Origin of the sequence: Olsenella profusa, from assembly GCF_016900315.1 — a bacterium.
GTDB lineage: Bacteria > Actinomycetota > Coriobacteriia > Coriobacteriales > Atopobiaceae > Thermophilibacter > Thermophilibacter profusus_A.
This window is the reverse complement of sequence record NZ_JACSNQ010000004.1, coordinates 1-12,126: the sequence shown is the minus strand read 5'-3', so window position 1 is coordinate 12,126 and position 12,126 is coordinate 1. Positions and strand designations below refer to the sequence as shown.

The 12,126-nt window shown below is 70.2% G+C and carries 11 protein-coding genes; 1 reads left to right on the top strand and 10 read right to left on the bottom strand.

Annotation, left to right across the window (positions count from 1 at the left end):
• Positions 1-339 precede the first annotated feature (339 nt).
• On the top strand, positions 340-831 hold the full coding sequence (locus H9X80_RS03150; protein ID WP_204792904.1) for a hypothetical protein: 492 nt from the start codon (positions 340-342) through the stop codon (positions 829-831).
• 162 nt (positions 832-993) lie between these two features.
• Here H9X80_RS03150 and H9X80_RS03145 read toward each other — a convergent pair whose 3' ends face one another.
• The 10 genes from H9X80_RS03145 to H9X80_RS03100 form a co-directional block, all read right to left on the bottom strand.
• Positions 994-1,671, bottom strand: a complete 678-nt coding sequence (locus tag H9X80_RS03145; protein WP_204792903.1) for a response regulator transcription factor — start codon at positions 1,669-1,671, stop codon at positions 994-996.
• Positions 1,668-2,867 carry a sensor histidine kinase gene (locus H9X80_RS03140; protein WP_239471532.1) on the bottom strand — a complete coding sequence of 400 codons (1,200 nt, stop codon included), beginning with the start codon at positions 2,865-2,867 and terminating at the stop codon, positions 1,668-1,670. The genes H9X80_RS03145 and H9X80_RS03140 overlap by 4 nt, the downstream gene beginning before the upstream one ends.
• Positions 2,868-2,981: 114 nt before the next feature.
• Positions 2,982-3,398, bottom strand: a complete 417-nt coding sequence (locus H9X80_RS03135) for a YxeA family protein (protein ID WP_239471530.1) — start codon at positions 3,396-3,398, stop codon at positions 2,982-2,984.
• A gap of 82 nt (positions 3,399-3,480) precedes the next feature.
• Positions 3,481-4,221 carry an ABC transporter permease gene (locus H9X80_RS03130; RefSeq protein WP_204585085.1) on the bottom strand — a complete coding sequence of 247 codons (741 nt, stop codon included), beginning with the start codon at positions 4,219-4,221 and terminating at the stop codon, positions 3,481-3,483.
• 1 nt (position 4,222) lies between these two features.
• Positions 4,223-5,014, bottom strand: coding sequence for an ABC transporter permease (locus H9X80_RS03125; RefSeq protein ID WP_204792901.1), 792 nt, complete (start codon positions 5,012-5,014; stop codon positions 4,223-4,225).
• Positions 5,011-5,958 carry an ABC transporter ATP-binding protein gene (locus tag H9X80_RS03120; RefSeq protein WP_239471528.1) on the bottom strand — a complete coding sequence of 316 codons (948 nt, stop codon included), beginning with the start codon at positions 5,956-5,958 and terminating at the stop codon, positions 5,011-5,013. Before H9X80_RS03120 ends, H9X80_RS03125 begins: the two co-directional genes overlap by 4 nt.
• A gap of 624 nt (positions 5,959-6,582) precedes the next feature.
• Entirely contained in the window at positions 6,583-9,369 is a 2,787-nt protein-coding gene (locus tag H9X80_RS03115) for a SpaA isopeptide-forming pilin-related protein (protein WP_204792900.1), read from the bottom strand.
• An 8-nt stretch (positions 9,370-9,377) separates the two neighbouring features.
• Entirely contained in the window at positions 9,378-9,896 is a 519-nt protein-coding gene (locus H9X80_RS03110) for a DNA gyrase (RefSeq protein ID WP_204792899.1), read from the bottom strand.
• Between the two features lie 74 nt (positions 9,897-9,970).
• On the bottom strand, positions 9,971-10,975 hold the full coding sequence (locus tag H9X80_RS03105) for a conjugal transfer protein TrbL (protein WP_239471525.1): 1,005 nt from the start codon (positions 10,973-10,975) through the stop codon (positions 9,971-9,973).
• Between the two features lie 11 nt (positions 10,976-10,986).
• The coding region (locus tag H9X80_RS03100) for an NlpC/P60 family protein (RefSeq protein WP_204792898.1) at positions 10,987-12,126 on the bottom strand (1,140 nt) is incomplete at its 5' end.

Below are 12,126 nucleotides of genomic sequence, written 5' to 3'. Positions count from 1 at the left end.
TATCCCTATTAACGCAGCGGCGGCCCCGGATGAGCGGTCGGATTGAAAAAACTTTCGCCATCGGCCGTTACGGCTTCGTTAGAAACGCGCCCCACCATGGATGGTGAACCCGAAAGGTGAGGCGCGCGGGCACGGCGACTCGGTCCGCGCGCCCGGGAGAGAAGGGACGAACCCATGGGCTACATGCTCGAGACGCGCGGGCTCACCAAGCGCTTCGGCTGCGTCGTCCTGGCGCTCTTCGCCCTGGTGGTGGCCTACGGGGTGACGAGTGGGGGCCTCTTCGTGAGGTAGGAGCCGGCGGCGGGAGGTGCCGGGGAGGGGCCGCCGTGGGGACTTCTCGTGGCGGCCCCTCGCCCGGCGTCACTCGCCCCAGCCGGGGCCCAGGAGCCCGCGGCGGGCGACCGCGCGGCCTTCCTCGTCTTCGCGATCCTGGCGGTATGCGTGACGCTTGCGCCCGCGTTCTCCTTCGAGTACCAGTCCGGCGCGGACGCGGTGGTGCTCGCCACCCGGCGCGGCCGCTCGACGCTCGTGGCGGCCAAGGTCGTGGCCGCGCTCGCCTACGCCACCGCCTACTTCGTCCTCTGCGCCGCCATCGTCGTCGGGGTCTCGCTCGCCTTCTACGGGGCGGAGGGCTTCGGGCTCTCGGTCCAGAGCATGGCGCTCTCCTCGCCCTACCCGCTCACGGCGGGGCAGGCCGCGCTCGCGTGCGTGGGGCTCATGTACGCCGCGTGCCTGGGCTTTTCGTGCCTCACGCTCGCGCTCTCGTCGCGCACCCCCTCGACGCTCGCCGCCGAGGTGCTCGGGGAGGAGGACTATGAGAATCTTGCTTAGGGCGGCGCGCTGGCTGTTCCGCGCCGCATTCCGCTGGATGTAGTGAACACGCCTCCGCCACGGTATGATTAGCTGGTGGGAGGGGCCGTCCGTGGGGATTGATCGGTTGGGCGGCCCCTCCCGTAATCGTTTGAAAGAGACAATGTGATTTGAGCCGCTGCCCTAAAGCCCCGCCCGGTACCAGGAGACGGCTATCTGCGTCCGGTCGCGCATGCCCAACTTGGAGAGGATCCGCGACACAGCACGCTTCGCGCTGGCGGGCTGGATGACCAGGCGTTCGGCGATCTCGCCGTTGGAGAGGCCGTCGGCGATGAGCGAGCAGATCTCACGCTCGTGGTCGGTGAGCTGGCGGAAGGCGCGGCGCAGGCGCTCGCGCTCGGAACCCGAGACGACCTTGGGGACATTGACCTCGAGAACCGCCCGGGTGATGCGCGGGGTGAGCACGGCGTCCCCTTCCGCGACGGCGTGGACCGCGTCGATGAGCTCGCGGGAGCGGACGTCCTTGAGCAGAAACCCGGAGGCGCCCGCCTCGAGCCCGCCGAAGGCGTAGTCGTCCTCGTCGTACGTTGTGAGGATGAGCACGCGAACCTCGGGGTGGCGCTCGCAGATGCGCGCGCAGGCGTCGATGCCGTCCATGACGGGCATTCGCACGTCCATGAGCACAACGTCCGGGAGCGTCCGCCCTGCCTCGGCTGCCCGATCGACGGCATCCACCGCCTGCTTGCCGTCGCCCGCCTGACCCCAAAGGCGCAGCGAGGGATCACGGCGGAGCACCAGGGCAAAACCCAGGCGGGTCTCGGCCTGGTCGTCCACGATCATCACGTTAAAGTGGTCGCTCATAGGCTCTCGGCCTCCTCTGCATCTGGAGCTGGATCGAGGTGCGGGATGGATGCCCGGACCTCCCAGCCTCCGTCGGGAGACGGTCCGGCGCTCAGGTCGCCACCGGCCTCCTCAACGCGCCGGCCCAGGCGCGCGAGCCCCGTCCCCGCATCACCGGTCCCCTCGACCGGAGAGCCATCGTCGCGGACGGTGACCATGCAGGAGCCGTCTCCCGCATGGTCCCACGCCACCGTTACGCGCCGCGCACCGCACGCGTGGCGCAGGACGTTCGTCACCGCCTCGCGCGTCACGGAGAAAGCCAGCTCGGCCTGCGCGCGGTCTGACGACCGGGAACCGGTCTCCGTGAACGCGACCGCAAGGCCGGCGGAACGCGCGTGCTCGAGCACGGGCCGGGTGTCGTCCCACGTATGCAGGCCGGAGCGACCCGCATCCGCGGCATCCCCGTGAAGGGCCGAGAGCTGCCGGACCGCACGTCGGGTGTCGGAGAGGCCCGCGCGCGCGAGATCGTTGATGCTCGCTACCGCTGCGTCGAGCGTCTCGTCCCCGGTCGCCCCCATGAGCCCCTCGGAAAGCGCGATGATGGCCGTGAGGTCATGGCCCACCGAATCGTGCAGCTCTCCGGCGATGCGGCTGCGCGCCTCGGCCTCGTCACGCTCGCGGGCAATCTGCTCACGTGCAGTGCGCTCATCTTCAAGCTCCTGATCTGCACGGCGCCTGGTCCACAGGGCGCGGGACACGAGCGCCGCCACGACCACGGCCAAAATCCACTCGAGGTGCACGAGGGCGAGGTTCTCATCCCCCGCAAGGTGGACGGGCACCCAGAACGCGGCGATGACGGCGAGCACCGACGCGGCCGCCTTGAGGTGGTCCCGACGAGCGACCAGGCCGTACATCAGCACCAGGAGCGGGACGCCCGTGTAGGCGCCCTCGTCGACAGGGGACGACACCGCCGCGCAGGCGCATGCCGCGAGCGTCGCGGCGAGGGGATAGCGCCTCCGGAGGAAGACGCACGCGAGGATCGCCGCGACGCATCCCACGAGAAGCCACACGGATGCCGCGTCGTATTCGGGGGGCAGGAAGGAGATGTACCTTGTGAGGAAGACCGCCTCGAGGATCACGCAGGCGGCAGGCGCGACGAGCGCCAGCTCCCTCGAATCATCCCACCGCCCGATAGCCCGGCCAATGACGGATCGCATCGGCTCGCCCGCATCCCTCATGGCCGCCACCTCCTTCTTTTCATTTTCCCATACCTCCCTCAAGATGACGAGGCAGCGCCGCTATCCGGGGAGCCACACGGCAGCGCCGGCGTATCAGCTGGCAACTGGCAACGCCTCGGGGAGGTTCTCCCGCGCCGGTTCGGGAATGGCCTCCCAAGCGACCTCCTCCCAGCTTCTGACGCCCAAGAGGGGCCACACGTCGCACTTGATGTACGCCCCGTCACGCAGTTCGCGCGAGGTGAGGAAACTCAGGTCCGCAGTCGAGCCGTCGTCCCTCGCCCCCTCAAGCCTGTACTCGAAGGTCATCTCCTCGCCGAACCTCTGACGGGCATCCTCGCTGGTCGGCTCGCATTTGTCGTTGTCAACCTGGACATAATAGGTTCCGAAGTTCCAGCCGAACCTGCTGCCCAGCTCGCCGAGGGGCCCTGCGAGCACGACCAGGAACGCGGCGGCAAACAGGGCGATAGCCGCGATGACCATGGCTACGGTCCTCTTCATCTCAAGCGCCATCCTTTCACTATCGGGCGTGGCAAAGCGGTTAGCTGCGAAAACCGGTGCTACCCGTGCAGGCCGACTCCGTTCTCAGGCTAGCTCACATCGTCGCGACGACGTCCCGTCGCGAGAGCCATCGGCACGCCCACGCGATGGCGAGCGATGCGTACACGACCGAGAAGACCACGACTTGGATGACGCCGGTGGCGGACAGGTCGACGAGCTCGTTCGAGTTCATGCCGGTCTGGAGCAGGGAGTAGGGCCAGACGTTCCCGAACCCGGCGACGGTGGCGATGACGCCCGACACGCCTCCCGCGAGCGCTATGCCCACCGGCGCGGCGAAGTTGCGCACCACCATGGATATGTCGAGCTGGATCGCCACGACCACGAGCGAGCCCAGGACCCCGAGCGTCACGTACTCGGCGATGCGCGCCGCCGGGAACTCGCCGGGCACCCCGAGGGCTACGCCGCTCGCGACGTAGAACGCCAGGATCGATGCGAAGGCGAGGGCGGACATCAGCGCGCCCACGCAGAACTTGGCGAGCACGAGGTCGCGGATGGGGACCGGCTGCACCATGAGCTCGTTCCAGTTGGAGCCCTGGTGCTCCTGGCGCCACAGGAACGAGCACCCCGCGCCGAGGAGCGCCGGGAGGAAGAAGTAACAGACGAAGAGCGTCTGCTGGGTCCACAGGTTCGACCAGCCGGGCGTGATGACCCCGAGGTTCCCCTGGTAGTTCGCGCAGCCGATGAGGGCGGAGATGCCGGGCAGCGCCACGAACACCAGCCAGATCGGAGAGCGGCGGAGCTTCACCAGCTCCGCTCGGACACATGAGGCGAGCATGCTAGAGCTCCTTTCTCGCGAAGGCGCGCAGGGAGAGCGCGAACGCGGCGACGGTGACGAGGACGATGACGGCGAAGTAGCCCACGGGCCAGGCGACGGTGCTCCAGGTGATGACCTCCGTGGCGTAGTCGTAGCTCATCCCCACCGTGGACAGGAGCCCGAAGTAGGAGCTCGGCACGAAGACGGAGACATACGCCGGCAGGTACATGGAGAAGAGCCCCAGGAAAGACAGCGCCACGCCCACGACGAGCGGCACGAACTGGTTGGCGATGAACAGGCAGAGACACTCAACGACCGTCGCCACGAACAGGCACACGGCAAGCGTCGAGACCCAGAGCACGAGGCTCTCGGACGCGGGAACCGACTGGAAGCCGAGGGCGCCGCCGATGGCGGAGGCGCCCGCGACCTCGACGGTCACCACCGCCGCGAGCACGAGCGCGCAGGTGAGCCACTTCGAGCAGAACAGGTCCTCCGCCCGCTCCATCGTGAGGAGCTGCTTCCACATGTTCGCCCGGTTCTCGACGTCGCAGACGGTCGAGGCGACCACGGCGGAGAGCAGCGGGAGGAAGACCGCGTTGACCGTGGGCAGGCTGTAGAGCAGAACGCGGTAGTCCGACGTGACCTCCACCTGGCGCGCCGACTGGTACCCGAACCACAGCAGGAGCACGCCGAGCATGGCGGCGCAGATGAGCCAGAGGTGCTTGCGCTTACCCTTCTGGATCTCGAGGACGACCTGGCGCGCGATGCCGAGGTGCCGCGCGGGGGCCGTCGCCCCCTTCCCGTTGGCTGTCATAGCGTCTCCTCCATCCCCGTGAGCGCGAGGAAGATGTCCTCGAGCGAGTCCTCGTGCTCCTCCATGCGGACGACGCCGACGCCGCGCTCGGCGAGGCCCAGGCTGAGGCGCGCCGCCGTGGCGTCGTCCACCGCCTTGATGCGCAGGTAGGCGGCATCGTCCGGGTCCGTCTGCGCACCGGGCAGGAGCTCGAGCGCCCGCGCGTTGTCCGTGGTCTTGAGGCCGATCCAGTGCCGGCCGCGCGCGTGGAGTGCCGCGAGCGGGCCCTGCCACACCATCCGGCCCTTGCGGATGATCCCGACGTGGTCGGCCATCTGGTCGACCTCGGAGAGCAGGTGGCTCGACACGACGACCGTCATGTCGAACATGCGCGGCAGCTCGCGCACGAGGGCACGGATCTCGTGTATGCCCGCCGGGTCGAGGCCGTTGGTCGGCTCATCGAGCAGGAGCAAGGGCGGCCTGCCCATGAGCGCGGCGGCGATGCCGAGGCGCTGCTTCATGCCGAGCGAGAAGTTCCCGACTCGCTTGCGGCGCACGGACGGGTCGTCGAGGCGGACGATCTTCAGCACCTCGTCGATCTCGGACTTGGGCAGTCCGCGCAGCTGCCGCACGATTTCGAGGTTCTCGCGCGCCGTGAGATGCGGGTAGCAGCTCGGGCTCTCGATGAGCGATCCCACGTGCCGCAGCACCTCGAGGCGGTTCTCCGGCGTGAGGGGCGTGCCCAGGACCGTGGCCGAGCCCTCCGTGGGGTGCACGAGGCCGAGGAGCATCTTCATCGTGGTCGACTTGCCGGCCCCGTTGGGCCCGAGGAAGCCATAGACCGTGTGCTCGGGCACGGCGAGGTCCACGCTGTCGACCACGCGCGTGTCGCCGTAGCGCTTGCTGAGCCCAGTCGTGGTCACCGCCATGCGCACAGCACAATGTCCCATCGATGCCTGAGTCATGGGCTCGCAAGACCCGTGACTCTCCTGCCGAGACTTGAGCGCAACACTCAGCCGTTCGGCAGGATATTTAACGTTGTCTGACATTCCGGTTCTCCTTTCCAGTCGATTTCAAGTACGCAATCATTCTGTCTACGGGAAAACGCTCAATCGGAAGCGCGGAGGGAATTGACATCTCAGGGTGACAAGAGCAGAGAAAGGCTGTCATCTCGAGACGACAGCCTTCCCGTCTCAGCGAGTAAGCAGCCGAGACGCATCCCTATACCTCACGCTGAAACATGGGCGGGCGAGGCCCGGACGGCACCTTGCGTCCAACAGGCCTGGCACCTCCCCGACGACGGTTTCGCACTTCGGCAGCGAAATCGTAAGCGCCGCGCCACTTGAATAGGGCCACATAACATAAATCGGGCCCCAACCGTTAATCCCCACGGGCCCGGCTTGCCAGCATACGAAGGAGCCCCGCCGAGACAACTTCGCCTCCGCGGGGCTTCAAGCCATGACGTCTGGTCATGGCATGTGTCTATTCGCCTTCCCCATCAATCCGATCCGCGTTGCCCGCCGCCACGCAGCACGCGTAGGCGACGAGCGTGACCGTCGAGGAGAGGACCGCGGTGACGGCGCAGGCGATCACGATCTCCATCGCTTGCCTCCCTTCGCGCTGGCCCTGGCGCCGAGCCGGAATCCGGGAGCGGCCGGGGCCGCCTTGGCGCGGCGGCGGGAGCCGAGGGCGATGGCGCCCCCGATGCAGGCGGCCGCGCCTGCCGCGCACGCCGCGGGGACGAGCCAGGACCAGTCGCCCGTCTGGGGCAGGCCGCCGGGCGTCGTCCCCGGGGCGGTCCCCGGCAGCGCCTCGTCGGCCATGGTCACGGCCTGGACGTCGGCGGTCCCCTCCACGGTGAAGGGGACGTCCTCGGCCAGCGCGTACCCCTCGGGAGCCTCGGTCTCGCGGAGGAGGTAGTCGCCCGGGGCGAGCGCCTCGATGAGGTGGGGCTCGCCGTCGGAGACCCACTCCTCGACGACCTCCCCCTCTGCGTCCACGACCTGTATGGTGGCGCCCGCGAGGGGCTCGCCCGTGGCCGCGTCGACCTTCCCGGCCTCCACCCTGGTGGGCTCGTCGACCATCTCGACCTTCGTCACCGGGACGCCCTCGGCGACCTCGAACGCCACATCATTAGCGACGAGGTAGCCCTCGGGCGCCGCCTCCTCGTGGAGCGTGTAGGTGCCCGGGAGCAACGTGAGCTCGTGGGGCTCCTCGCCGGAGACCCACTCCTCCACGAGCTCGCCGTCCGCGTCGTAGACGCGCAGGGTCGCCCCGGGCAGCTCGTCCTCGCCCGTCACCGACTTCTTGGAGACCACGGTGCGGGGCAGGTCGTCGTTCGTGAGCGTTCCCAGGCCCACGGTCACGCCGTCGCGGTAGACCCTCACCTCGATGGGGCCGAGGAGCTCCTTGCCCTCGTTCGCCGAGCAGGGGAGCTCGGTAAGCTCGTAGGTGTCGTAGGGCAGCGCCCCCTTGGAGTCGTCGGGCCCGGAGGACCCGAACCACACTCCGGCGGAGGGGTCCCAGGAGCCGTCGGCCGCCTGGTCGTTGGCGTTGGTCGACGTTGTGTGCGGGTTCCACGAGGCCGCCGTACTGGCGTACCCGTTGCCGTCGGTCACGACGACGTGGGACTCGCCGGTGGTCGCGCTGGTGATGCGGAACGGCACGCCCGCCATGCGGGAGAGGTCGCCGTCGGAGACCTTCACGAGCTCGAGGTCGCCGCGCCTGACCTGGTTGGCCACCGCGCGCTCGCCCGTGAGCTCCACGACCTCGCCGTCCTTCTCGATCGAGAACGGCACCTCGGCGTCGGTGCCGAGGTAGCCCTCCGGGGCCTCCACCTCGCGCACGAGGTAGTCGCCGTAGGGCAGGGCGTCGGGCGCGGACTCCGCGGCCCCGCCCTCGGTCTCGAGCGTGAGCGCCACCTCCCCGGGCGCGACCTCCTCCCCGCCGACGAGCACGGGGTTCGCGGACGCGTTCACGACCTCGAAGACCGCGCCGTCCACCGACGCCCCGCCCTGGGGCGCGTTCTCGCCGGTCTCGAGGTCGTTCTTCTCGATGCGCACCCCTCCGCGCACGACGTCCTCGGCGAAGTCGGCCTCATTGGAGACCTCAGCCGACGCGTTGCCCTCGAACGACACCTTGAGCAGGAACTCCTCGCCGGAGGCGAGGTAGCCCTCCGGGGCCTTCCGCTCCGTCACGAGCAGGACGCCGAGCGGCACGCCCGGCACCTCGGCCCCGTCGGCCGCCGTCATGGAGGAGACCTCCGCGCGGCCGTCCTCGCCCGTGACCGCCACGGCGCTCATGTCGGGCTCGAGGCCCTCGAGGTCCTCGGGGCCGTCCACGGACGCGGGGTCGACGGCGTAGTGCTCGACGAGGAGCTCCGCGCCGGCGAGCGAGGCGCCGCCCTGGGGCAAGCCCTCCCCGGTCTCGGAGTCGTGCTTCCGCACCTCGACGGAGGCCGCCATGAGCGGCGCCTCGGGGTCGGGCGTCACGAGGACCTCGCGGCTCTCGTCCCACGTCCCGCTGCCGAGCTCGACCGTGTAGGTGCCCGGGTCGAGCGAGAAGCCCTTGGGCGCCTTGGTCTCCCTCACGGTGTAGGTGCCGCTGGGCAGGTCCGCCGTGGGGCCCGCCGCGCCGGACTCGTCGGTGACGAGCGTGGCCACCAGCGCGCCGGCGTCGTCATAGACCGCGTACTTCGCCCCGGCGAGGCTGTAGCTCGGGTTGCCCTCCGTGGCGGCGGGCTGCGCGGAGGACTTCTGGAGCCGGATGCGCCCCGCGTCCTCGAGCCCGCGGTACACGTCGAAGCTCGCGTAGACCTTGCCGTGGCCGCCGTTCACGCCCCACACGTCGTCGAACGCCTGGTGGCAGGTGCCCATCCGCTCGTTCAGGGCGTGGTAGAGCGTGCGGTCCTCGCCGACGATCGCGGTGTGCACGGTCGACCCCGAGGCGTTGCAGAACACCACGACGTCGCCGGGCCGCACGGTGCCGGCGTCGAAGGCCGAGTCGAACCCCTGCGCCGAGTCGCCGTGGTACACCCAGCCGTCCGAGACGTACTCCCTGATGGCGTCGGTGCCGCAGTAGCCGGGCGAGCCGCCGGGCCACTCGGTCCCGTAGACGTGGACCATCACCCAGCCGACGAACCCCGAGCAGTCCCACCCCGAGTCGTCCTTGCCGCCCCACACGTAGGGCGTCCCCAGGTACGACTCGATCTTGGGCTTCGCCTCGGCCCAGCTGACCGAGGACAGCGCGGGCGCGCGCTCGGCGGCCTGCGCCTGGCCGGGCGCGACGAGTGCCTGGACCAGCACCGCGAGCGCGAGCGCCGCGACGAGGGCCGCGCGCAGGGCGCGGCCGCGTGATTCCTTCGCCTCATTCCCCATCTCTCCTCCTATCTGGCGTCCCTGCCGGCGGCGGGCGCCTCCCTGCCGGCGAGGGCCTCCGAGCACGCCCGCGCCGAGGCGGCGCGCTCGCCGAGCCCCTCGCGCTCGCGCATGCGCTCCGCGTAGGCGCGCCGCGCCTCCTTGAGGGCGTCCTTGATCTGCTGCGGGGTGACCGTGACGACGTTCTTCTCGCGCCTCCCGTCGGCGCCGAGGACGGGGTTGCCCTCCTCGTCGAGCACGGAGCGCGAGAGCCGCACCTCGCGGTCGGCGAGCAGCGGGATGTCCCGCCACGCCTCCGGGTCGCGGAACCGCGCGGGGTTCACGAACAGGGGACTGAACTCGTAGCCCCCGACGTCCCTGCCGTCGATCACGGTCCCGGCCGGCAGCGTCACCTGGTTGAAGGTGCGCGTCTCGCCGGTCCTGCGGTCGGTGTACTCGATGCCCTCTCGCACGAAGTTGCGGTGGAGCGTGATGTAGACGTTCCTGCGCTCGCCCTGGGCCCCCTCGGGCCTCTCGTTCTCGGCCAATCTGCCTCCTATCGCTCGGTTCCTTCCTTCGCCGCCCGCCCGGGGCGGGCCCCGCCCGCGGCCGCCCACGCGCGTCACCCGCCCACGATGTCGCGCGCCCACGACCCGCTCTTCACGAGCGCGAGGATGAGCAGCACGCACATGGCGAGGTACTGGAGGGCGTAGGAGAGGCCGCCCACGACCGAGTCGACGGGCGTGCCGGTTCCGGCGGAGGCGGCGTTGAGGCCGCCGAGCACGATGGGGAACGACACCAGGACGACCAGGATGACGAGGCCGGCCAGGCACACCGCGGCGAAGTTTCGCAGGTACCCGACGCCCACCTGGCGACCCTCCTCGAGGGCCATCACCGACAGCGGTATCGGCGCCGCGGCCGCCATGACGTAGATCTGCAGGGCCCGCGCCCACGACACCACGAGCGCCACGACGTAGGCGGCGATGACGACGACCCAGCTCACGAGCGCGACGACCACCATGGCGAGGAGCGACGCGACGTCGTCCTCCGTGGTCACGATGCTCACCTCGGTCAGGTCGAGCGAGCCGCCCGCGCCGAACAGGTCCGTGACGCGGCGGATCGCGAGCCTGACCACCTCGTAGACCGAGCCCATGAGGTCGAAGCTGTGCTGGACGAGGAACAGGAAGACGGCGAAGAACACGAGCAGGAACACCACCTCGCGCACGCCCGGGACGCGGGCGTCGCCCTCCATGCGCTGGGAGACGTGGATGAGCTGCACCGTGAACGACAGCGAGAGCACCCCGCAGCCGATGGGCAGTATCGCCGCCTCCCAGACGCCGCGCGCCACGTCGTGCATGGTGACGTCGCCCGCGGTGCCGAGCATCGAGTCGAAGGCGCTCGAGAGCACCCCGTCGTAGCCGATCCCCGACAGCACGTCCACCTGGGCGGCGAAGATCCAGTTGCACAGGTCGCGCAGCAGGCCGCAGAGCCACGAGTTGATGTCGCCGGCGATGTCCGCGTAGGCGGGCGTCGGCAGGAGCAGGCAGAGCGCGAGCGCGAGCAGCCCCGCCGCCGCGGCGGCGGGGGCGCGTCGCGCGTCGCGGGCGGCCCCGGTTCCGGTTTCCATGGTTCCCCCTCTTATCGGTACCTGACCGCGCAGGTGAAGTAGGCGACGCCGGTCGCCTCCCGGACCACGTCGCCCGGCTTGGGCGCGTGGATGTAGGAGTCGCCGCCGACGTAGATGGCGACGTGGCCGTCGCGCCATAGGATGTCGCCCGGCCTCGCCTCGGAGAGGGGCACCTCCTCGCCCCCCTCGTGCTGCTCGTTCGCGGTGCGCGGGATCGCGATCCCCGCCTGCGAGTAGCACCACTGGGTGAGGCCCGAGCAGTCGAGCGCCTCGCCCGGCGTGGAGCCGCCCCACACGTAGGGCACCCCCAGCTGCGAGCGGGCGGCCTCGAGGACCGCCGCCATGGCGGCCTCCCCGCTCTCGTACTCCTCGACCGTCATGCCGTCGAAGCGCCTGAGGCCGTAGGCGTCCATCGCGGACTTGAGCGCCTCGACGTAGGACGAGTCGGTCGCGTAGCCGGCGTCCTTGAGGCCCTCCGCCATGAGGTCCGAGTCGCACTCCTCGATGGCGCGGCGTATGAGGGCGTTGCCGGCGTAGCGCTCGGCTTGCAGGAGCACACGGGAGCGGAAGACGATGCAGTCCCGGTGGCTCGAGAAGACTGTGAAGCGCGCCTGCACCTGGACGTCCTGGCCGCCGAGCTCCTCGCCGGTCTGCCAGCTCGACCACCCCTCGACCTCGGGGCAGCCCGCGAAGGAGTCCGCCCACTTGATGCCGAAGAGGTTGCGGTCGCGCTCGGCGAGGCCCGACAGCGAGTCGCCGACGCCCGACTCGCAGATGATCTGGGCGATCGTGCAGCCGGCCGGGTGGCCGTACTCCTCCTGGCACTCAAGGGCGGTGACGACCATCTCCCTGGTCACGTAGGGCGGCAGCCCGCTCGCCCGCGCCGCCGACTCCTCGTGGCTCCAGAACCCGAAGAGCGCCGACACGAGCTGTGCGACGGCTAGGACGCACACGACGAAGGAGAGCGCCGCGGCGACGCACGCCCCCGCGGGCAGCGCCCCGGGCGCGACGGCGGCGACCAGCTTCGCCGCCGCCCCCTTCTTCGCCGCGGAGCGGGCCGCGGTCGCAGCGGCGCCCCGCGCCCTTGCCTGGGCGGCCCGGCGGGCGGCGTGCCCACGGGCGCCGGGGCCAGCGGCGCGCCTCCCCCTCCC

Bases quoted from the DNA above. Each gene is read 5' to 3' on its own strand.
- H9X80_RS03105 (WP_239471525.1), bottom strand. From the start codon at position 10,975: ATGGAAACCGGAACCGGGGCCGCCCGCGACGCGCGACGCGCCCCCGCC.
- H9X80_RS03115 (WP_204792900.1), bottom strand. From the start codon at position 9,369: ATGGGGAATGAGGCGAAGGAATCACGCGGCCGCGCCCTGCGCGCGGCC.
- H9X80_RS03120 (WP_239471528.1), bottom strand. From the start codon at position 5,958: ATGACTCAGGCATCGATGGGACATTGTGCTGTGCGCATGGCGGTGACC.
- H9X80_RS03125 (WP_204792901.1), bottom strand. From the start codon at position 5,014: ATGACAGCCAACGGGAAGGGGGCGACGGCCCCCGCGCGGCACCTCGGC.
- H9X80_RS03135 (WP_239471530.1), bottom strand. From the start codon at position 3,398: ATGGCGCTTGAGATGAAGAGGACCGTAGCCATGGTCATCGCGGCTATC.
- H9X80_RS03140 (WP_239471532.1), bottom strand. From the start codon at position 2,867: ATGCGATCCGTCATTGGCCGGGCTATCGGGCGGTGGGATGATTCGAGG.
- H9X80_RS03130 (WP_204585085.1), bottom strand. From the start codon at position 4,221: ATGCTCGCCTCATGTGTCCGAGCGGAGCTGGTGAAGCTCCGCCGCTCT.
- H9X80_RS03145 (WP_204792903.1), bottom strand. From the start codon at position 1,671: ATGAGCGACCACTTTAACGTGATGATCGTGGACGACCAGGCCGAGACC.